Source organism: Klebsiella huaxiensis (genome assembly GCF_003261575.2).
Lineage (GTDB): Bacteria > Pseudomonadota > Gammaproteobacteria > Enterobacterales > Enterobacteriaceae > Klebsiella > Klebsiella huaxiensis.
This window is the reverse complement of the sequence record NZ_CP036175.1, coordinates 613173-634525: the sequence shown is the minus strand read 5'-3', so window position 1 is coordinate 634525 and position 21353 is coordinate 613173. Positions and strand designations below refer to the sequence as shown.

Here is a 21353-nt window from a genome sequence, read left to right as displayed (position 1 = left end):
CTGCTCATCATATTTATGCAGTAATTGAGATTCCCTCTTAACAGCAAGTCCTCAAACTTGTGTACCGATGCGAAAAGGATTTAAAGAGGGCGAATGCGAGGTGCAAACCCCGTCGCCATGCTCTTTCTGTGCCCGTGCGCAACGGTTCGGAGGGTGTCCCGTAGAGCCTGGGGAGGTTCACTGATATGTTGTACGATAAATCCCTTGAGAGGGATAACTGTGGTTTCGGCCTGATCGCCCACATAGAAGGCGAACCTAGCCACAAGGTAGTGCGAACCGCTATACACGCACTGGCCCGAATGCAGCACCGCGGCGCGATCCTCGCCGATGGAAAAACCGGCGACGGTTGTGGCTTGCTGCTACAAAAACCCGATCGTTTCTTCCGAATCGTTGCGGAAGAGCGCGGCTGGCGTTTAGCCAAAAATTACGCCGTTGGGATGTTATTCCTTAATAAAGATCCTGAACTGGCCAAAGCGGCGCGCCGCATCGTCGAAGAAGAACTTCAACGCGAAACCCTGTCTATTGTCGGCTGGCGCGAAGTGCCAACCAACGAAGGCGTTCTCGGTGAAATCGCACTCTCTTCGCTGCCCCGTATTGAACAAATCTTTGTTAACGCCCCGGCTGGCTGGCGTCCGCGTGATATGGAGCGCCGTTTATTCATCGCCCGTCGCCGTATCGAAAAGCGCTTGCAAGAAGATAAAGATTTCTACGTTTGCAGCCTGTCTAATCTGGTGAACATTTATAAAGGTCTGTGTATGCCGGCGGATTTGCCGCGCTTCTACCTGGACCTCGCGGACCTGCGCCTGGAATCAGCCATCTGCCTGTTCCACCAGCGCTTTTCCACCAACACCGTGCCGCGCTGGCCGCTGGCGCAGCCGTTCCGCTATCTGGCGCACAACGGTGAAATTAACACCATTACTGGTAACCGCCAGTGGGCCCGTGCCCGTACCTATAAGTTTCAGACGCCGTTGATCCCGGATCTCCACGATGCTGCGCCGTTCGTCAATGAAACCGGCTCTGACTCCAGTTCAATGGATAATATGCTGGAACTGCTGCTGGCGGGCGGGATGGACATTATCCGTGCCATGCGCCTGCTGGTGCCGCCAGCCTGGCAGAACAACCCGGATATGGATCCCGACCTGCGTTCATTCTTCGACTTTAACTCCATGCACATGGAGCCGTGGGATGGCCCGGCAGGTATCGTGATGTCCGACGGTCGCTATGCGGCCTGTAACCTCGACCGTAACGGCCTGCGCCCGGCGCGCTACGTTATCACCAAAGACAAACTGATCACCTGCGCCTCTGAAGTCGGCATCTGGGATTACCAGCCTGACGAAGTGGTCGAAAAAGGCCGCGTTGGCCCAGGCGAGCTGATGGTTATCGATACCCGCGAGGGGCGTATTCTGCATTCAGCGGAAACCGATAACGATCTAAAAAGCCGCCATCCTTATAAAGAGTGGATGGAGAAAAACGTCCGCCGTCTGGTCCCGTTTGAAGACCTGCCTGATGAAGATGTCGGTAGCCGTCAGTTTGATGACGACATGCTCGCCAGCTATCAGAAACAGTTTAACTACAGCGCTGAAGAGCTGGATTCCGTCCTGCGCGTACTGGGCGAAAACGGCCAGGAAGCGGTCGGCTCAATGGGCGATGATACCCCATTCGCCGTGCTCTCCAGCCAACCGCGTATCATTTACGATTACTTCCGCCAGCAGTTCGCGCAGGTGACTAACCCGCCGATCGATCCGCTGCGTGAAGCCCACGTAATGTCGCTGGCCACCAGCATCGGTCGTGAAATGAACGTCTTCTGCGAAGCGGAAGGCCAGGCGCACCGCCTGAGCTTCAAGTCACCGATTCTGCTGTACTCCGATTTTAAACAGCTGACCACCATGGAAGAGGAGCACTATCGCGCCGACGTCCTGGATATCACGTTTGATGCCACCGAAACCACGCTGGCTGAGACCGTGAAGGCGCTATGTGACAAAGCCGAACAGATGGTGCGTAACGGTACCGTGCTACTGGTGCTCTCTGATCGCAACATCGCTAAAAACCGTCTGCCGGTACCGGCTCCGATGGCCGTGGGCGCGATTCAGACCCGCCTGGTCGATAAGAGCCTGCGCTGCGATGCCAACATTATTGTCGAAACCGCCAGCGCCCGCGATCCGCACCACTTTGCGGTGCTGCTGGGCTTCGGCGCGACGGCCATCTACCCGTACCTCGCCTATGAAACTCTGGCGAAGCTGGTAGATAACAAAGCCATCGACAAAGAGTACCGCGCGGTGATGTTGAACTACCGTAACGGCATCAATAAAGGTCTGTATAAGATCATGTCGAAGATGGGGATTTCAACTATCGCGTCCTATCGCTGCTCGAAACTGTTCGAAGCAGTGGGCCTGCATCGCGAAGTGTCTGACCTGTGCTTCCTGGGCGTTGTCAGCCGTATCGGCGGCGCTGGTTTCGACGACTTCCAGCAGGATCTATTGAACCTGTCAAAACGTGCCTGGCTGGCACGTAAGCCGCTGGATCAGGGCGGTCTGCTGAAATACGTCCACGGCGGCGAATATCACGCCTACAACCCGGACGTGGTGCGTACCCTGCAACAAGCGGTACAAAGCGGCGAATACAGCGACTATCAGCAGTACGCTAAATTGGTTAACGAGCGCCCGGCGGCAACGCTGCGCGATCTGCTGGCCATTACCCCGGACGGCACTACCGTCAGCCTGGACGACGTTGAACCGGCAAACGAACTGTTTAAACGTTTTGATACGGCAGCAATGTCCATCGGCGCGCTGAGCCCGGAAGCGCACGAAGCGCTGGCGGAAGCAATGAACAGCATCGGCGGCAACTCGAACTCCGGCGAAGGCGGCGAAGACCCGGCGCGCTACGGCACCAATAAGGTGTCGCGCATTAAGCAGGTCGCCTCTGGTCGCTTCGGCGTGACTCCGGCCTACCTGGTCAATGCCGACGTTATCCAGATTAAAGTCGCTCAGGGTGCGAAACCCGGCGAAGGCGGTCAGCTACCGGGTGATAAAGTCACCCCATACATCGCCAAACTGCGCTATTCAGTGCCGGGCGTGACGCTGATCTCCCCGCCGCCGCACCACGATATCTACTCTATCGAGGATCTGGCACAGCTGATTTTCGACCTGAAACAGGTCAACCCAAAAGCGATGATCTCTGTGAAGCTGGTTTCCGAACCGGGCGTCGGCACCATCGCCACCGGCGTAGCGAAAGCCTATGCAGACCTGATTACCATCGCAGGTTACGACGGCGGCACCGGTGCAAGCCCGCTCTCATCAGTGAAATATGCGGGCTGTCCGTGGGAACTAGGCCTGGTGGAAACTCAGCAAGCACTGGTGGCTAACGGTCTGCGTCACAAGATCCGTCTGCAGGTGGATGGCGGTTTAAAAACCGGCGTCGACATCATTAAAGCCGCGATTCTGGGCGCAGAGAGCTTCGGCTTCGGTACCGGCCCGATGGTGGCGCTGGGCTGTAAATATCTGCGTATTTGTCACCTGAACAACTGCGCAACCGGCGTAGCAACTCAGGATGAAAAACTGCGTAAGAACCACTACCACGGCCTGCCGTTCAAAGTGACAAACTACTTTGAATTTATCGCCCGCGAAACCCGCGAGCTGATGGCTTCGCTGGGTGTAAAACGTCTGGTGGATCTGATTGGCCGTACCGACCTGTTGAAAGAGCTGGATGGTTTTACTGCCAAGCAGCAAAAACTGGATCTGGGCAAACTGCTGGAGACCGCAGAGCCGCATCCAGGCAAAGCGCTGTACTGCACGGAGAACAACCCGCCGTTTGACAATGGCGTGCTCAATGCGCAACTGCTCCAGCAGGCGAAACCGTTCGTTGACAGCAAGCAGAGTAAAACGTTCTGGTTCGATATCCGCAACACCGACCGTTCCGTTGGGGCATCGCTGTCAGGTTATATCGCCCAGACCCACGGCGACCAGGGCCTGGCAGCCGACCCGATTACCGCTCACTTCAGCGGTACTGCGGGCCAAAGCTTCGGCGTGTGGAACGCTGGTGGCGTTGAGTTGCATCTGACAGGCGATGCCAACGACTATGTCGGTAAAGGTATGGCTGGCGGCCTGCTGGCGATTCGTCCTCCGGTCGGCTCTGCCTTCCGTAGCCACGAAGCCAGCATCATCGGTAACACCTGCCTGTATGGCGCGACCGGCGGTCGTCTGTATGCAGCGGGGCGCGCAGGCGAGCGTTTCGCAGTGCGTAACTCCGGGGCGATCACTGTGGTCGAAGGTATTGGCGATAACGGTTGTGAATATATGACCGGCGGGATTGTCTGCGTGCTGGGCAAAACGGGTGTCAACTTCGGTGCGGGGATGACCGGTGGTTTCGGTTATGTTCTGGATGAAGACGGTGATTTCCGCAAACGCGTGAACCCGGAGCTGGTGGAAGTGCTGGACGTTGACTCTCTGGCTATCCACGAAGAGCATCTGCGCGGTTTGATTACCGAGCACGTGCATCTTACCGGCTCTCAGCGCGGCGAAGAAATTCTGGCCAACTGGCCAGCCTTCTCAGCGAAGTTTGCGCTGGTTAAACCGAAGTCCAGCGATGTTAAAGCACTGTTGGGTCACCGTAGTCGTTCCGCAGCTGAGCTGCGGGTGCAGGCGCAGTAAGGGGTTAAGATGAGTCAGAACGTGTATCAATTTATCGACCTCCAGCGCGTTGATCCGCCAAAGAAACCGCTGAAGATCCGCAAGATAGAGTTTATCGAGATCTACGAGCCGTTTTCCGAAGGTCAGGCCAAAGCACAGGCAGACCGCTGCCTGTCCTGCGGCAACCCGTACTGCGAGTGGAAGTGCCCGGTGCACAACTACATCCCGAACTGGCTGAAGCTGGCTAACGAAGGGCGTATTTTTGAAGCGGCAGAACTGTCACATCAAACCAATACCCTGCCGGAAGTCTGCGGGCGCGTTTGCCCGCAGGATCGTCTGTGCGAAGGTTCCTGTACCCTGAACGACGAGTTCGGTGCGGTGACCATCGGCAATATCGAGCGCTATATCAACGATAAAGCATTCGAAATGGGCTGGCGTCCTGACCTGACCGGCGTCAAGCAGACGGGTAAAACCGTCGCCATTATCGGCGCAGGTCCGGCGGGCCTTGCCTGCGCAGACGTGTTAACTCGTAACGGCGTCAAGGCGGTGGTCTTTGACCGCCACCCGGAAATCGGCGGTTTGCTAACCTTTGGGATTCCGGCATTTAAGCTGGAAAAAGAGGTCATGACCCGCCGCCGTGAAATCTTCACCGGCATGGGCATTGAGTTCAAACTCAACGTTGAAGTGGGCCGCGATATTCAGCTGGATTCCCTGCTGAAAGATTACGATGCGGTATTCCTCGGCGTCGGCACCTATCAGTCGATGCGCGGTGGGCTGGAAAATGAAGACGCCTCCGGTGTATTCGACGCCCTGCCGTTCCTGATCGCCAACACTAAGCAGATTATGGGCTTTGGCGAAACGGCTGATGAACCGTATGTCAGTATGGAAGGCAAGCGAGTTGTCGTTCTTGGCGGTGGTGATACCGCGATGGACTGCGTGCGTACCTCCATCCGTCAGAACGCGTCCCATGTCATTTGTGCTTATCGCCGTGATGAAGAGAACATGCCGGGCTCCAGGCGCGAAGTGAAAAACGCGCGTGAAGAAGGCGTTGAGTTCCAGTTCAACGTCCAGCCGCTGGGTGTGGAAGTGAATGCTAACGGTAAGGTTTGCGGCGTGAAAATGGCGCGTACCGAAATGGGTCAGCCGGATGCGAAAGGCCGCCGCCGCGCGGAAATCGTCGCCGGTTCCGAGCATGTGGTACCTGCCGATGCCGTAGTCATGGCGTTTGGTTTCCGTCCGCACAGCATGGAGTGGCTGGCAAAACACAGCGTCGAGTTGGATTCGCAGGGCCGTGTTATTGCGCCAGAAGGTAGCGACAACGCCTTCCAGACCAGCAACCCGAAAATCTTCGCCGGCGGTGATATCGTTCGCGGTTCCGACCTGGTCGTGACGGCAATTGCCGAAGGCCGTAAGGCGGCTGACGGGATCCTCAACTACCTGGAAGTGTAAAACCGTTCTGGCTCCCCAGATACAGCTTCGCGCTGATAAATGGGGAGCCAACATTGCTCTCCTCAATTCCTCATCTTTTATTCTCTGAAAGCCGTTCGCAACCCCTGTTGTAACTGAATGCAATTAGATGAATCAGTATTGACCGTATAATCTCTGAGCATATTATTACGCAACGGCTGGTCAGTGCGGCAGCTCGATCGGCAAATTGCCACTCAGTCTTACGAACGGACGCTGCTGTCCCACGACAAATCCGCTATGTTGCAGCAGGCTGCGCCCGCCATGGCCGAAGTTACGCCGGTGCAAGACATACGCAACCCCTTCATTCTTGAATTCCTCGATCTGAAGGATGAGTATTCTGAATCCGATTTTGAAGAGGCGCTGGTGAAGCACACTATGCCCTTAGCGGCTTGCCGAACACGGTCCTGACAAGCGAGTACAAAATGCAGCTACCTGATGAAAAATTACTGGTAGACGAACTCGCCCGCTCGCAAACAATACTGGAAGCCCAAAAACGCTGATTCACAGGGCGATTGATGCGGTGGCAACATCATGCTGAATTTAGATTTGCTGGAGCAGTCTGGCCCCGTATTTTGCGGTGTTATATTAACAACTTCCGAAAAGTCGCTCCTCTCGGTTTCTTTATTACCGACCATTCCCCTCTACCGATATACTCGCTGTTAACTCGTCATGGATAGAAACGCGTTGTTATGGAAAACAGCCTCTTTCTGCTTTGTATAACGCCGCTCTCTGATTCCATATACCTCCAGATCAACAGAGAAATGCAATGGAACTGACCGTTGAATCAGTGCAAGCCATGGCGCCCGATGACGCCTCGGTTAAAGCGGCCCGCGGACTGGTTATCCCCGCGAAATGGCCCCTGCTGGGGTATAACAACGCCGCCTTCTGGGGTGAGTGTAAAGGCAGCGGCTCTCGTCCCTATCAAGTCAGGATTGATAGCCAGGATCTGGCCTGTAAGTGCTCCTGTCCCAGCCGTAAATTCCCCTGTAAACATAGCCTGGCGCTACTCCTGCTCTATGTACAACACCGCGCGGACTTCACCAACGACGAGCAGCCGGAATGGGTAAGCGAATGGCTGATCTCCCGCCAACAGCGAGAAGCTCGTAAGGAAGAGAAGAAAGAGCAGTCCGCCGCGAAAGCCGCCGATCCGCAGACCACGGCAAAGCGAGATGCGGCGCGGCAGAAAAAAATGACGGCGGGCCTGGAGTATCTGGAACGCTGGATACACGACCGGGTTCGTCATGGGCTGGCGCAGCTTCCCACCCAGCAGTCGCTTTTTACCGAAGTCGCCGCAAGGATGGTTGATGCCCAATTACCGGGCATAGCAATGAGGCTTAAAAACCTTGCCGGCACGCTTGATATCGCGGATGAGTGGCCCCGTCTGGTTTGCTCTCAATTGGGACAGCTCCAGTTGATTATCGATGCATACCGGCATCAGGAAGCACTGGACGCCGCCGAGCGCACGGATCTGAACGTCGCGCTGGGCGTTAGCATCGACAAAAGCGATGCCGGCAATGGTGAAACTATCGAGGATAGCTGGCGAGTTATCGGGCAAAGTGCGCAAGAAGAGAACAAACTGTGGCGTCGTCGGGTCTGGCTATACGGCGAAACCAGCCGCCGTACGGCATTACTCCTGGATTTCTCCCACGGCGGTAAAAATTTTACGCAGCACTTTATCAGCGGGCAGACCTTGCGCAGCACGTTGGCGTTTTACCCCAGCGCCTCACCGCTGCGGGCACTGCTCACTGGATCCTGCGAACAGGCTGGAGCCTTCCCGCTGCCGCCCTTAACGCTGGATGACGCCCTGCACGAGTTGGCGCATAAAATCAGCGCGAATCCCTGGCAGTGGCCGCTACCGCTGCGTATGAGCAATATGTTAATTCACCCGGATAACGGCGGCTGGCAATTTTCTACCGTTCAGGGACAGCAGCTACCGGTGCGTTTGCCGTCAGAGGAAGGCTGGCAGCTGCTCGCCGTCAGCGGCGGCGTGCCGTTTATGCTAATGGGCGAATGGGACGGCAACCAGTTAACCCCGTGTAGCGCCTGGCTTGACGATCGTCTGGTTTGGGAAAATGGAGGAGAGCAATGAGCGGATGGCAACAGTTAACCAGCGCGGCGCTGCTGGGAACGGAAAAACAGACGCTGGTTTTACCCGCCGTGGATGGGGAAATTGGGCTGTTAATTTCCGATCTGCCGGATGATACCCCAGCGGAGCAGCTGCTTTTACGCAGCGCAGGCATTCTCTCTCTAGGTGGCCTCGCGGGCTGGGAGCCTGCCATGGTCCAGACCACGCCGCTCCCCGCTATCGCAGCGCAAGAGGGTCGCGTCGTTAGCGAAGCGGCATTCACCAGCCTGCTGCGCCAGTTACTGGAAGACGGGCCGCCGCGTCTGCTGTGGTTTGCCCTGGCGCAACTGGCGCAGCGACAGCTTTTACCGCCTCACCAGCTTCTCCCCATGCTATTGCAGTACGCTTCACGCACCCCGCCTATGCGAAGCGCCGTGTCCAACGTGCTGGGTGCCCGTGGTCGCTGGCTGGCGCAGATCAACCCCAAATGGCGCGACATTGATGAACTTCTCCCGACGCAGCCAGACGAAGAGATGTGGCAGCACGGTACATTAACCCAGCGCCAGCAGTATTTAAGCCAATTGCGCGATAGCGATCCTGGCGGCGCGCGCGAACGGTTGACGCAGGAGATGAGTAGCCTTGACGCCCGCGAACGCACGCAGTTGCTGTCCGTACTGGAACAACATCTCTCACCGGATGACGAAACGCTACTGGAAAACGCGCTTGCCGATCGCAGCAAAGAGGTCCGACAAACGGCGGCTCGTCTGCTGCTCGCCCTACCACAAAGCGCCTATGCCGGAAGGATGGAAACCCGGCTTCAGCCGCTGCTCTCTTCGCTACAGGAGACGGGAGGCTGGCTGAATAAGCTTAAAAAATACCTGCCGGGCGAGAAACCGCTGCCTTTCATCATTGATGCGCCGCAAGCGTTTATAGCGGAATGGAAACAAGACGCGTTGGAAGAGAGCAAGCCCAAAAATGAACCGCTGGGCCAGCGCGCCTGGTGGCTTTACCAGTTAGCCGCGGGCGTCCCGCTGGCCTGGTGGCAGGCGCAGCTACGGGCCACTCCCGCCGAACTGCTGCCTTGGGCTGCGCAAACGGACTGGCAGGCGGCGCTTTTGCGTGCCTGGTATAACGCCACGCTGCGTGAAGGTCAGGCAGAATGGGCGCAGGCATTCCTGACGCTGATTCCCGTCGGACAGGTCAGACATACTCTTGACGACCTGATGATTGATGCTTTCGTTCTACTGGAAACGTTGCCGCTGGCGCAACGTGAGTCCGTGGTGACCATGCTGATATCAACAACCAACATGGTAGGCGGTGAGCTTCTCCAGCGCTATACCCAGCTTCTACCGCTGGAGACGCCAGCATTCTCTTCCCACGTGAGTCGACAGTGGGTCGCGAATCTGCACCATTGGGTGAAACAGGACGCGGCTCGCTACGACTACAACCTGCGCCACTCCATTATTGACGTAGCCTGCCTGCTGGCTCCCGATATCACCGATGAAGCCATTCAGCAATGGCCGCACAACGCCGAACAAGAGCCTTACTGTAAAGAAGCATTTTATGCCTTTCGCGCCGCTCTGGCGCGACGCAAAAACCTACATTCGCTTTTTGCTGGAGAAAATACGCTATGAATTCCACCGCAACCACCGCCGTTTTACGTCGACACGCTGAACAACAATTTGCCGAAGAGCTGGAAGAACTGCAAAAAAACGATAGCCATCCGCGCCCGGAAAACTGGGTCATCTCACCATGGGCTGTCGCTATTTATCTGCTAGGCGGGCGTCTGGAAAACGGCTTTGAAGTGACGCCGAAATATATCGGTAGTCGCCGGATCATCGAAACCGCTGTCGCCACCCTGGCAACCGATCGCGCATTGCTGCTATATGGCGTACCCGGTACCGCGAAATCCTGGGTTTCTGAACATCTGGCAGCGGCGATCAGCGGCGATTCAACGTTGATAATTCAGGGGACTGCCGGGACCAGCGAGGAGCAGATGCGTTACGGCTGGAACTATGCGGAGCTGCTCTCCAAAGGTCCATCCCGTTCAGCGCTGGTGGAAAGCCCGCTAATGCGAGCGATGGCCAGTGGGCAAATTGCCCGCGTGGAAGAGCTAACGCGCATTCCCGCCGACGTGCAGGATACGTTAATCACCATTTTGTCGGAAAAAACGCTACCGGTGCCGGAGCTGAATGACGAGGTGCAGGCCACGCGCGGCTTTAACGTTATCGCCACCGCTAACAATCGCGATAAAGGCGTTAACGAGCTATCTTCCGCGTTAAAACGCCGCTTTAACACCGTGATCCTGCCTGTACCCGCCAGCGAACAAGAAGAGATCAGCATTGTCACCCGCCGTGTAGCAGAGCAGGGCCAGGCGCTGGCGTTACCGGCAGAGCCTCCGGCCCTGAAGGAAGTACAGCGGGTCGTGCAAATCTTCCGCGAGCTGCGTAACGGCCAGACCGAAGACGGAAAAACCAAAATTAAGTCGCCAACCAGCACCTTAAGTACCGCAGAGGCGATCTCCGTTATCAATAACGGTATGGCTCTCGCCGTGCATTTCGGCGACGGCGTGCTGCACCCGCGTGATATCGCCGCCAGCCTGGTCGGCGCGGTAGTGAAAGATCCGGTACAGGACGATGTTGTCTGGCGCGAATATCTGGAAACGATCGTGAAAGAGCGCTGCGACTGGAAAGATCTGTATCGCGCCTGTCGCGAAATCGTGTAATCCGCAGGGTATCCCTATGAATGATCAAACTGTTCATCTGTTCGGCATTCGCCACCACGGCCCCGGCAGCGCGCGGAGCCTTCTGAGTGCTCTGGAAGCGTTACAGCCAGATTGCCTGCTGGTGGAAGGGCCGCCGGATGGCGAATCAATGCTGCCTTTTATTCTGCACGAAGCCATGCAGCCACCGGTGGCGCTACTGATTTATGCACCAGATGAGTCACGCCACGCGGCATTTTATCCCTTCGCCAACTTCTCCCCAGAATGGCAGGCGTTGCGCTATGGCCTGGCGCAGAATATCGCGGTGCGCTTTATCGACCTGCCCATCGCCCATCAGTTCGCCCTCGAAAATGAAGAGGCGGAGAAAAATGAGAACGATGGCGATGATGAGAAGCGCACCACGGTAAACATTGACGGCGATCCGCTGGACTGGCTTGGCTACGCGGCAGGTTATGCCGATGGTGAAAGCTGGTGGAATCAGATGGTGGAAGAGCGCGAAGATGATTTGTCATTGTTCGACGCCATTCGTGAAGCCATGAACGCGCTACGCCAGGAAATACCCAATATCAGACATACGGCCAGAGAACAGCAGCGCGAAAACTTACGCGAAGCACATATGCGCAAGATGCTGCGACAGGCAAAGAAAGAGGGATTCGCCCGGATAGCCGTTGTCTGCGGGGCATGGCACGTTCCGGCGCTAGAGAATCTGCCCCCTGCCAAAGCCGATAACGAACTGCTTAAAGGCTTGCCGAAGATTAAGGTCGCCGCGACCTGGACGCCCTGGAGCAACGATGCCTTAAGTCATGCCAGCGGTTATGGCGCGGGAGTAACCTCGCCGGAATGGTACGATCATCTGTGGCGTCATCAGAATACCCCCCACCGCGATATTAGTTGGCTATCGCGCGCTGCCAGATTATTCCGCGAAGAGGATTTCGACTGTTCCAGTGCACATGTTATTGAAACGGTACGCCTGGCGCAGACGCTTGCCGTTATGCGTAATCGCCCGCAGCCAGGTCTGGATGAGCTTTGTGAAGCGTTGCAAACCGTCGTCTGCATGGGTGAAAACGCACCAATGCGGCTGATCCAGCAGCAGCTCATTATTGGCGATGCGTTGGGCTGCGTCCCCGAAGAGACGCCGGCGGTCCCGCTGCAACGCGATATTACTCAACAGCAAAAAACGCTGCGGCTAAAAGCGGAAGCCAGCGATAAGTTGCTGGATCTCGATCTCCGCAAACCCGGCGACCTGGCTCGCAGCCATCTGCTGCACCGTCTGGCGTTATTAGATATTCCCTGGGGTCATCGGGAAGGTCACGGGCATAAGGCGAAGGGGACGTTTCATGAAGTCTGGTCGCTGCGTTGGGAACCGGCACTGGCGATGAATATCATCACCGCCAGCCGCTGGGGAAACAGCGTTGAGCAAGCCAGTACGCGCTACGCTACCGCTCTTGCCGAACGTGCCGAGGCGCTGCCGGCGCTGGCTAAGCTGATTCATCAGGTACTGTTGGCGGATTTACAGGCCGCCATTGCCCCCATCGCCGCTGCGCTGGAGTCGCTGGCCGCCATCACCGGTAATATCGAACAATTGCTGGAAACCATACCGCCGCTGGTAACCATCGCTCGCTACGGTAACGTACGCCAGACCGATGGCAGCATGGTGATTCAGGTTCTGATGAGCCTGGTTCCACGAGCAGCTATCGCACTACCCGGCGCCTGTACGTCGCTCAATGACGACAGTGCCTCCAGAATGAGAAAACAAATCGTCGAAGCCCATGCAGCATTGCGGCTACTGGATGACGAAGCGCTGCTCGGCGGCTGGTTACAGGCGTTGACACAGTTGGCGAACGGCAGCACGGCGCACGCACTGCTGCGCGGTACGGCAACGCGGCTACTGTTTGATATGCAAACATTGCCAACGGAAGAGATAGCCACCCAGATGGGGCTGGCGCTATCGGCGGCAAACGCCCCGGCAGACAGCGCCGCGTGGGCGGAAGGTTTTCTGAATGACAGCGCGATGGTGCTGCTGCATAACGCCACATTGTGGCAGTTGATCGATAGCTGGCTTAGCGGCCTGAGCGCCAACCATTTCAGACTTATTTTACCGATGCTGCGCCGAACGTTCGCGAACTTTACCGCTCCGGAGCGGCGTCAGCTTGGCGAACGCGCGGTCCAGGGTAAATATGTCGCCACGCCCGAAAAACTCTGCGAACCGTGGAATGAACAACGTGCGGCGCTGATATTGCCTCTGCTGCGCCGCATCCTGCCCTTATCGCCAACCAGAGGGGAAAATCATGCCGAATAACGATGCTGAACGCTTGCGCCGCTGGCGTTTGATCCTCGGCAATGAAGCCAACAACGCCTGCGGCATCCCCCTGAACGCCGAGGAAATGGTTATCGATGCCGCGCTGGCGGCGCTATATCAGCCAGATGGCAAAAATGGCCTGCGCGGCGGCAGCAACGCCTCTTCGCCGGGCGTCGCCCGTTGGCTGGGAGATATTCGCCAGTATTTTCCCTCATCCGTAGTACAGGTGATGCAGAAAGACGCTTTTGAACGCCTGGATCTACAGCGTATGCTGCTGGAACCGGAGATGCTGGCTAATGCCCAGCCTGATGTTCATCTGATCGGCACGCTGATGTCACTTCGCGGCGTGATCCCGGCGAAAACCAAAGAAACCGCCAAACTGGTGGTGCGTAAAGTCGTCGATGAATTAATGAAACAGCTGGAAGAGCCTATGCGCAGCGCGGTGAGCGGCGCACTCAACCGTGCGGTACGCAATCGTCGCCCGCGCCATGCAGAGATCGACTGGCAGCGCACGATTCGCGCCAACCTGCGTCACTGGCAAGAAGATTACCAGAGCATCATTCCTGAAACCCTGATCGGCTATGGTCGTAAGTCGCAGCGCACGCAGAAGGAGATCATTCTGTGCATCGATCAGAGCGGATCAATGGCATCATCGGTAGTCTATTCCAGTATTTTCGGTGCGGTGATGGCCTCTCTTCCGGCGGTGAAAACGCATCTGGTCGTCTTCGATACTGCCGTTGTCGATATGACCGAACAGCTCAAGGATCCAGTGGATCTGTTGTTTGGCGTGCAGCTTGGCGGTGGTACCGACATCAACCGTGCAGTCGGCTATTGCCAATCGTTAATTCGCGATCCGCGCAATACCATCATGGTGCTGATCTCCGATCTTTATGAGGGTGGCGTTGAACGCAACCTGCTGCAACGTGCTAATGAACTGATCCAGTCAGGTGTACAGGTCATTACGCTGCTGGCGTTGAGCGATGAAGGCGCACCGTTTTATGACCGCGAACTGGCGGGAAAACTCGCCGCGATGGGGATCCCTTCTTTTGCCTGCACGCCCGATCTATTCCCCGGAATGATGGCCGCCGCGATCCGCAAAGAAGATGTGAACCTGTGGGCGGCACAGCACGGCATCGTAACCTCACGAGAAAAAAACTGATTGGCCTTACCCTGCCGGAGAAAGTGCTCCGGCAGGATTTTTATGCACCGGACAAATCGGCACGCACTTTAATCACCACTTTTTTAATATCGGCTGGCTCTGTTACCACGCAGCCTGGCTTATGCGGCTCCCCCGGCATAAATACCGCGAACATACCGGGCCTCAAGGTGATGGACTGCTCACCCATCATTTTACCGCACAGTTGATAATCCTCATCAACGTGCATCTCTTCGCACTGCCGCGCACTGTCGGCCACGCCATAAAAAATACGCTCCTCACCCGCCAGTAAAATCTGGATATCGATAAACTGCGCATGCAGTTCGGCCTTCTTCTTTTCAGGTAAACCTGACGCAAACTGCATCACGTTCATAAAGATATCGCCCCCCTGCAACTCGTAGCTTCCGGGAGCAATACTTTGTAAGTCGTACGCCTGTGCGAGGATTATTGCTTGCTGCAACATGGCCGATATCCCTGCCTGTGACGGATTATTTACATCACCGAAAATCATGATTTCTCTCCCTGCCCCACAGCGCCGCGCCCATTAGCCCGGCATCATGCCGATAGCGTGCTTCACGTAGCGGGACGTGATAAACCGCTGGCTCCTGCGCTAGATATTCACGCACCAGCGGCAAGTATCCATTCGCCAGGCCGATGCTGCCGCCAACCACGACGCACTGACAGTCGGTCAGCGCTTTAAGATCGGCAATCAGCCGCGCCAGCGTTTGCGCCGAGCGCTGAACCAGTGAACGCGCCTGCAGATGATGTTGTTCCGCGAGAGCAAAAATAGATTTCGCATCCAGCCCGGTGAGTTCACCGCCAGCCGCATCGGCAATCGCCCTCCCGGCGGCAATTGCTTCCACGCAACCCACTCGACCACAACCGCAGCGTGGCCCATTTGGGTCAGCCAGCGTATGTCCGCAATGTCCGGCTAACCCCCCGCTTCCGGTTAGCAGCCTGCCGTTAGTGACCATACCGCCGCCAACGCCCGTCGAAACCGTCAGAAAAACCATTTCGCTCACGTTCTCCGTTAACGCACGATATTCTGCCCACGCCGCAGCCTGGGCATCGTTCAGGGCGATTCCAGGCAGTCCGCTGAGTTCAGACAAACAATCGATTAAGGGAAAATGCGCCAGGCCGCCAAGGTTAGCTGGGTTGAGTGCGGTTAAAATGCCGTCCTGAATAATGCCGGTAGAAGCAACCGCAAATCGCTCGGCTTGCGCCAACAGCGGAGCAATCAGCTCTTCTAACGCTAAGGCAAGCCCGGCAGGCCGCTGGCTCGCCGGGGTCGGGATTTCCCGCCGTTCACGAATAGTAAGATCCTTATCGACCAACGCGGCGGCAAGCTTGGTGCCGCCAATATCTATCGCCAGCGTGGTCATGGCTGCGCCTCTTTTAACGCCGAGTTATACCACTGGCAAATATGCTCTAGCCGGGTAATCGCTGAACCGACGGTTACCGCCCATGCCCCGTGACGCATAGCTTCTGCCGCCTGAGCAGGGGTGTTATAGCGGCCTTCCGCATTCACCCGACAACCCGCATTCGTCAGCGCTTTCACCAGCACCAGGTCGGGCTCATCTGGCGTGTGCAACGTGGTATAGCCTGAAAGCGTGGTACCAATAATCTCCGCGCCAAGCGCCTGACAGGCCAGGCCATCCTCCAGAGAGGAACAATCGGTCATCGCCAATAGCTTGTGCTGATGAATGCGCGCCAGCAGCGCTGCCACCGGAACCGGGCGTTCACGGTCAGTGCCATCAATGGCGATAATATCGGCTCCGGCCTGCGCCAGCGCATCGATATCTTCCAGATAAGGCGTGATCCGCACCGGCGAATCATCCAGATCGCGTTTAATAATGCCAATAATCGGCACCGTAACCAGCGCTCGGGTGGCGCGCAGATTCTCAACTCCTTCAATGCGCAACGCTACTGCGCCCGCCTGCTCCGCCGCCAGCGCCATCGCGGCAACGATCGAAGGGTTGTCCAAAGGGCTGCCGGGGACCGGCTGGCAGGAAACAATAAGCCCGCCGTTAGCGCTGATGCGTAAATCCAATTCTTCCAGCAAAGACATAATAGCTCCCTGATGAATGTTTTCGCCCGGCACCGCTGCCGGGCGATCGTTATCTGGTTTTAATTAATCCACTTTTACTGCCACCTAACGGTACCGCGCCGCTGAACGGTTTCCCGTCAATCGCATCATGGGTCCGTACGGCTTCCGGGCGGATCCAACGCTGTACGCGGGATGGCATATCCAGACCAATCAACAGGATCACCACGAACGTCAGACCGAAAGAGAGCGATCCCAGTGCAGTACCCAGATCCAGACGCTGGGCAATTAAGGCACCAAGAACCGGCGCAATCGCACCGCCCAGCGCCCCCACGTTATAGGTAAACCCAAGCCCCGCCGCGCGTTGATCGGTATCGAAGTAGCCGCCGATCAGTTTCGGTAAGATCCCCGAGATCCCCTGTCCTAACATCTGCTGGAAAAACAGTAGCAGGCCAAGGACCCATATGTTTGTGCCGCCGATAGCAAAGACCGGAATAATCAACAACTGTGAAGCCAGCAAGCTGCAAACGTAAGCCTTGCGGGTTCCCAGCCAGTCGCCAAGAAAACCGCCCACGCAGCACCCTACCGCTGCGCCAAAGCCGCTGAAAAACAGAATATTCGCTACCGTGGTATGGTCATAAGCCAATTCGGTTTTCAGATAAGTGGGTAGCAGCGCCTGGATAGGCCACGAGTAAAGGAAAGCGAAAAGCACGACGACCATCAGCGTCACGCCAGTAGGCCAGCGCTTACCGCTGCTCTGGACCATAAAGCTGATAAAAATAACCGCACACATCACGCCCAGTAACAGCACGATACCGGCATTTTGCAAATCGCCTGCAAAGCAAAACCACAGTGCGGTTGCTGCAACAACGGTCATCAGAATATTAATAACCCGATGCTTACCGCGATAAAGCAGATCGACCATTGTCTGCACCGGTTCTTTGCCCTCATGCTTCTCTTTCCAGTCCTCGGCTTCCGGAATATTTTTGCGTAACCAGAGAGCGAAGACGATCGGCACAATGCCAATGAAGAACAGTGCGCGCCAACCCCAGACGGGCACCACCAGGCTGTAAACCTGCGCGGCAATAACGGCCCCGACGGAGAATCCGGAGATCAGAAAACCGCTGGCTTTGTTACGTAAATGCTTCGGCCAGCTTTCAATAACATAAGTCGCGCTTGAGCCATACTCACCTGCCATTCCCATGCCGATAACCAGACGGGCGATAAACATGGTGGTGTAACCTGGCGCAAAACCGCAAGCCAGGGTACCAAGTGAAAAAAGAATAATGCTGGTGACCATCGCCAGGCGTCGACCGTAGCGATCGCCCATTGCGCCGAGCATCAGGCCGCCAAACCAGCGAGAGATAAAAGCGGCTGAGATCAGGCTGGCCGCCTGGACCGTTGTCAGACCAAAATCCCCCTGGACCTCGGTAAGTACCAGGGCAATCAAGACAAAATCAAAACCATCAAGCAAATATCCCAACCATGCAGCTGAAAAAGCCCGCCACTGAGGGCGACTAAGATGGCGATACCACGGGATGTTCTGGGTAGAAGTACTCATTTTACTCTCCCGATAATTTTTTGTTGTTGTGCCGGGTGGCGGCTTCGCCTTACCCGGCCTACGGTCGAAATATGTAGGCCAGGCAAGCGTAACTCCCCGGCAACTTGTGGTTACGCCTTCTCTGCCAACAACTGCTGAGCCAGTGCTTTCAGCTCCGGCAGGAATTGTTCGTCAACCGGGGCGAACGGCTTACGGCACAGCGGCTCAGCGACAACATCCATATAGTGCAGCACGGTTTTCAGACCACGGAATACGCCGGTTTTAATCAGCAGATCGATAACCTTGTTACATTCGCACTGCAGGTGTTGCGCTTTGGCGACATCACCTGCTTTCAGCGCCTGTACGATCCCCTGATAACGCCACCCCATGATGTTGTAGGTGCTGCCAATTCCACCATCGGCACCTGCGAGCAGGCCAGAAGCGAAGATCTCGTCATAGCCGTTGTACAACACCAGGTCCGGATGAGCCCGACGGATTTGCTCCATCTGATAAAGATCGCCGGAGGTCTGCTTCAGCGCGCCGACGCCCGACAAGGTCACCAGAGTATTGATCTGATCGAGCGTCAGCTTAACGCCGCTTAGGGCCGGGATGTTGTACACCACCATCGGCAATCCATCAGCCGACTCAATAATGGCCTGATAATGCGCGCAATGCTCTTCAAAGCTAAACGGATAATAGAATGGCGTCACCGCAGAAACGGCATCATATCCATAGCTTGCCGCCGCCTGCGCCAATTGTTGGCTTTCAAGAGTACTCACGCAGCCGACATGGGCGATCAGAGTCATTTTTCCCTTCGCCTCTTCCGCCACGATTTCTAATACTTCCTGACGCTCAGCGCCGCTCTGCACAAAGGCTTCACCAGTGGAGCCCCCTACGTAAAGCCCGTCGATCCCCTGGCTCAGATTGAAACGAACCAGCCGGCGCAGACTCCCCTTATCCAGTTTTTGCTGACCATCGAACGGCGTAAGCAGTGCCGCCATGACTCCACGTAAATTGACCGCCATATAAACCTCATAGTGATATTATTGTGATTAACTATGTACCTTTATACCTGTTATACCAGATCAATTAAGCAGCAGCGTAATAGATAACGCTTATAATGCGATCTACTTCACTAAACGATCCTGAGGATCGAGAGGGTTACTTACGTGGCTGTGTTTTCTGGCCGAGGGCGTGCCAGGTGGCGGAGACGCTATTGAGGTGGGTTTGGAGGGCGCGATCGGCTTCATCGGGATCGCGACGGCGAATAGCATCAACAATAACAATGTGTTGTTGATAACTCACGCTATTATGTTCGTGCAACTCACGTTCTGGCACCGTAGGCCGGGCGGCGATTAGCCAATCCAGCAATGCCACGTGAATAGCCATAAAGATCGGATTTCCCGGGATTTCCGCCAGCACGCGGTGAAACTCGACGTCAGATCGGATAAACAGCGCATTGTCATCAAGCGACTGGCTGTTGATCTTCAGCGCCTGCATCAGCTTTTCGATCTGCTCGTCGCTGGCATGTTCTGCCGCATAGCGAACCAGGCTGGATTCAAAAAACAGGCGTAGTTGTTCAAAATGCGCGATACCGCCAGGGTGAGACAAAAAGTCTTTCGCCATGCCGGAAAGCTCGCCAATGATGGTGTCCGCTGAAGGTCGGGACACGCGGGCCCGCTCGCCGTTGCTAATTTGCACCAACCCCTTACGCTTCAGCGCCGCCAACGCTTCACGTACCGAGGGGCGTCCGACGTTAAAAAACGTCATCAATTCACGCTCTGACGGCAGTTGTTCACCTTCGGCAAACTCCCGTCGGCGGATCATCTGCTCCAGCTCTTCTTCCACCATTTCGGACAGTTTTTTGCGCGCCAAAGGACGACGGCCCAAACTGTTGCCAATGGAGGATGGAGTATCTTCGGCTTGTGGATCAAATGCGCTCATAGGGACCATTGTGTGATTTGTGACAGCACGTGACGGCTGTTCCATCTTAACACAAGAATTTTGCAGAGATCAGAAAACAGGCCCCGAAGGGCCTGATAGAGATTACTTCACGACGCGTAGCGCAGGGCGCCCACCGCGTGGCGGAGTTGGCGTATCATCGGGATCGTCATCATGATTATCTGGCTTATCGCCATCAATCACCGACATGACCGTTTCGCTGTCGTTGCCTGGCAATTCTTCGTCATCATTCAGACTGGTGACGTCTTCATCGTAGGCCGCTTCAGGTTCAAACATGGTGCCCGCACCATTTTCACGTGCGTACACAGCCAGCACTGCAGCCATCGGTACAGAGACATTGCGCGGCACACCGCCGAAACGCGCATTGAAACGTACTTCGTCGTTAGCCAGTTCCAGATTACCTACAGCACGCGGGGCAATGTTAAGAACGATTTGTCCGTCGCGAGCATACTCCATTGGAACAAGTACGCCCGGCAGCGTCACATCGACGACCAGGTGCGGAGTCAGCTGGTTATCCAGCAGCCACTCATAGAACGCCCGTAACAGATACGGACGACGCGGCGTCAGCTGTGATACATCCATTGATTAGCCTCGACCCAGGCGCATTTCACGCTCGGCTTCAGTTAAAGAAGCGAGGAAGGAATCACGTTCAAATACGCGAGTCATATAGCCCTTAAGCTCTTTCGCGCCAGTTCCGGTCAGTTCCACACCGAGAACAGGCAAACGCCATAACAGCGGTGCCAGATAGCAATCAACCAGGCTGAACTCATCGCTCAGGAAGTACGGCTTCTGGGTGAAGACTGGCGCAATCGCCTGCAATTCTTCACGCAGTTGCTTACGTGCATTATCAGCCTGCGTAGCAGTACCGGTCTGGATGGTATTCATCAGCGAATACCAGTCTTTTTCGATACGTTGCATGTACAGACGGCTTTCCCCACGAGCTACCGGATATACCGGCATTAACGGCGGATGCGGGAAACGCTCATCCAGGTATTCCATAATGATGCGAGATTCCCACAGAGTGAGCTCACGATCCACAAGCGTTGGTACGCTTTGATTCGGGTTGAGGTCAATCAGATCCTGAGGTGGGTTATCCTTCTCCACGTGTTCTATCTCAAAACTAACACCTTTCTCGGCCAGCACAATGCGGACCTGATGGCTATAGATGTCAGTAGGACCAGAAAACAGCGTCATTACCGAACGTTTGTTGGCAGCGACAGCCATGAAAACCTCCAGGTATATTCAGAATTATTGTACTGCTGCCGACCACGCATGGTCAGCCAGATGTAAAAACCCCATTCGCGTGACATCATTTCCATTTATCATCTAAACAAAAAATGAACAATCACCTGCATTTGGGCAGAAAATTGGATGATAGTTTACCAGATTTTGAAGGCGTTGTGGTGAGGGTATTCTGGAAATGCTGAAAAAGTGGCAAGAACAGGGCAGATCCATATGGATAATGACAGATTT

General features: G+C 55.9%; 15 protein-coding genes and 1 pseudogene. 8 read left to right on the top strand and 8 right to left on the bottom strand.

What is annotated here, in order from left to right:
- Nucleotides 1–185 precede the first annotated feature (185 nt).
- From gltB to DA718_RS02995, 8 genes and pseudogenes are all read left to right on the top strand, one after another.
- The gene (gene gltB / locus DA718_RS03030; protein WP_112213543.1) at nucleotides 186–4646 is read left to right on the top strand and encodes a glutamate synthase large subunit; all 4461 of its coding nucleotides are present in this window, start codon (nucleotides 186–188) and stop codon (nucleotides 4644–4646) included.
- A gap of 9 nt (nucleotides 4647–4655) precedes the next feature.
- Entirely contained in the window at nucleotides 4656–6074 is a 1419-nt protein-coding gene (locus DA718_RS03025) for a glutamate synthase small subunit (RefSeq protein ID WP_112213542.1), read from the top strand.
- A 165-nt stretch (nucleotides 6075–6239) separates the two neighbouring features.
- Nucleotides 6240–6592, top strand: a pseudogene (locus tag DA718_RS03020) (hypothetical protein); the annotation flags it as partial.
- Between the two features lie 266 nt (nucleotides 6593–6858).
- On the top strand, nucleotides 6859–8181 hold the full coding sequence (locus tag DA718_RS03015) for an SWIM zinc finger family protein (RefSeq protein WP_112213541.1): 1323 nt from the start codon (nucleotides 6859–6861) through the stop codon (nucleotides 8179–8181).
- Nucleotides 8178–9791, top strand: coding sequence for a DUF5691 domain-containing protein (locus tag DA718_RS03010; protein ID WP_112213540.1), 1614 nt, complete (start codon nucleotides 8178–8180; stop codon nucleotides 9789–9791). Before DA718_RS03015 ends, DA718_RS03010 begins: the two co-directional genes overlap by 4 nt.
- Nucleotides 9788–10882, top strand: coding sequence for an ATP-binding protein (locus DA718_RS03005; protein WP_112213539.1), 1095 nt, complete (start codon nucleotides 9788–9790; stop codon nucleotides 10880–10882). The genes DA718_RS03010 and DA718_RS03005 overlap by 4 nt, the downstream gene beginning before the upstream one ends.
- Before the next feature lie 16 nt (nucleotides 10883–10898).
- Nucleotides 10899–13178 (top strand): DUF5682 family protein, encoded by a 2280-nt coding sequence (locus tag DA718_RS03000; RefSeq protein ID WP_112213538.1) that lies wholly within the window; start codon nucleotides 10899–10901, stop codon nucleotides 13176–13178.
- Nucleotides 13168–14337, top strand: coding sequence for a VWA domain-containing protein (locus DA718_RS02995; RefSeq protein WP_112213537.1), 1170 nt, complete (start codon nucleotides 13168–13170; stop codon nucleotides 14335–14337). Before DA718_RS03000 ends, DA718_RS02995 begins: the two co-directional genes overlap by 11 nt.
- Before the next feature lie 40 nt (nucleotides 14338–14377).
- On the opposite strand, the gene nanQ is transcribed toward DA718_RS02995, so the two are convergent.
- The 8 genes from nanQ to sspA all read right to left on the bottom strand — a co-directional run bounded on the left by nanQ (nucleotide 14378) and on the right by sspA (nucleotide 21104).
- The gene (nanQ, locus tag DA718_RS02990; protein ID WP_112213536.1) at nucleotides 14378–14845 is read right to left on the bottom strand and encodes an N-acetylneuraminate anomerase; all 468 of its coding nucleotides are present in this window, start codon (nucleotides 14843–14845) and stop codon (nucleotides 14378–14380) included.
- Entirely contained in the window at nucleotides 14832–15716 is an 885-nt protein-coding gene (gene nanK, locus DA718_RS02985; protein WP_112213535.1) for an N-acetylmannosamine kinase, read from the bottom strand. The genes nanQ and nanK overlap by 14 nt, the downstream gene beginning before the upstream one ends.
- Nucleotides 15713–16402 (bottom strand): N-acetylmannosamine-6-phosphate 2-epimerase, encoded by a 690-nt coding sequence (locus DA718_RS02980; protein ID WP_112213534.1) that lies wholly within the window; start codon nucleotides 16400–16402, stop codon nucleotides 15713–15715. Before DA718_RS02980 ends, nanK begins: the two co-directional genes overlap by 4 nt.
- A gap of 49 nt (nucleotides 16403–16451) precedes the next feature.
- Complete coding sequence (locus DA718_RS02975) at nucleotides 16452–17939, bottom strand: MFS transporter (protein ID WP_112213533.1); 1488 nt, start codon at nucleotides 17937–17939, stop codon at nucleotides 16452–16454.
- Between the two features lie 110 nt (nucleotides 17940–18049).
- Nucleotides 18050–18943 (bottom strand): N-acetylneuraminate lyase, encoded by an 894-nt coding sequence (gene nanA / locus DA718_RS02970; RefSeq protein ID WP_112213532.1) that lies wholly within the window; start codon nucleotides 18941–18943, stop codon nucleotides 18050–18052.
- A gap of 136 nt (nucleotides 18944–19079) precedes the next feature.
- On the bottom strand, nucleotides 19080–19871 hold the full coding sequence (gene nanR, locus DA718_RS02965; RefSeq protein ID WP_110272829.1) for a transcriptional regulator NanR: 792 nt from the start codon (nucleotides 19869–19871) through the stop codon (nucleotides 19080–19082).
- A gap of 93 nt (nucleotides 19872–19964) precedes the next feature.
- Nucleotides 19965–20462, bottom strand: coding sequence for a ClpXP protease specificity-enhancing factor (gene sspB / locus DA718_RS02960; RefSeq protein ID WP_110272828.1), 498 nt, complete (start codon nucleotides 20460–20462; stop codon nucleotides 19965–19967).
- A 3-nt stretch (nucleotides 20463–20465) separates the two neighbouring features.
- Nucleotides 20466–21104, bottom strand: a complete 639-nt coding sequence (gene sspA, locus DA718_RS02955; protein ID WP_112213531.1) for a stringent starvation protein SspA — start codon at nucleotides 21102–21104, stop codon at nucleotides 20466–20468.
- Between the last annotated feature and the right edge of the window lie 249 nt (nucleotides 21105–21353).

Coding starts and splice junctions, on each gene's coding strand:
- nanR (WP_110272829.1), bottom strand. CDS start 19,871: ATGGTCCCTATGAGCGCATTTGATCCACAAGCCGAAGATACTCCATCC.
- nanK (WP_112213535.1), bottom strand. CDS start 15,716: ATGACCACGCTGGCGATAGATATTGGCGGCACCAAGCTTGCCGCCGCG.
- DA718_RS02995 (WP_112213537.1), top strand. CDS start 13,168: ATGCCGAATAACGATGCTGAACGCTTGCGCCGCTGGCGTTTGATCCTC.
- DA718_RS02975 (WP_112213533.1), bottom strand. CDS start 17,939: ATGAGTACTTCTACCCAGAACATCCCGTGGTATCGCCATCTTAGTCGC.
- gltB (WP_112213543.1), top strand. CDS start 186: ATGTTGTACGATAAATCCCTTGAGAGGGATAACTGTGGTTTCGGCCTG.
- DA718_RS02980 (WP_112213534.1), bottom strand. CDS start 16,402: ATGTCTTTGCTGGAAGAATTGGATTTACGCATCAGCGCTAACGGCGGG.
- DA718_RS03010 (WP_112213540.1), top strand. CDS start 8,178: ATGAGCGGATGGCAACAGTTAACCAGCGCGGCGCTGCTGGGAACGGAA.
- DA718_RS03000 (WP_112213538.1), top strand. CDS start 10,899: ATGAATGATCAAACTGTTCATCTGTTCGGCATTCGCCACCACGGCCCC.
- sspB (WP_110272828.1), bottom strand. CDS start 20,462: ATGGATGTATCACAGCTGACGCCGCGTCGTCCGTATCTGTTACGGGCG.
- nanQ (WP_112213536.1), bottom strand. CDS start 14,845: ATGATTTTCGGTGATGTAAATAATCCGTCACAGGCAGGGATATCGGCC.
- DA718_RS03025 (WP_112213542.1), top strand. CDS start 4,656: ATGAGTCAGAACGTGTATCAATTTATCGACCTCCAGCGCGTTGATCCG.
- DA718_RS03015 (WP_112213541.1), top strand. CDS start 6,859: ATGGAACTGACCGTTGAATCAGTGCAAGCCATGGCGCCCGATGACGCC.
- sspA (WP_112213531.1), bottom strand. CDS start 21,104: ATGGCTGTCGCTGCCAACAAACGTTCGGTAATGACGCTGTTTTCTGGT.
- DA718_RS03005 (WP_112213539.1), top strand. CDS start 9,788: ATGAATTCCACCGCAACCACCGCCGTTTTACGTCGACACGCTGAACAA.
- nanA (WP_112213532.1), bottom strand. CDS start 18,943: ATGGCGGTCAATTTACGTGGAGTCATGGCGGCACTGCTTACGCCGTTC.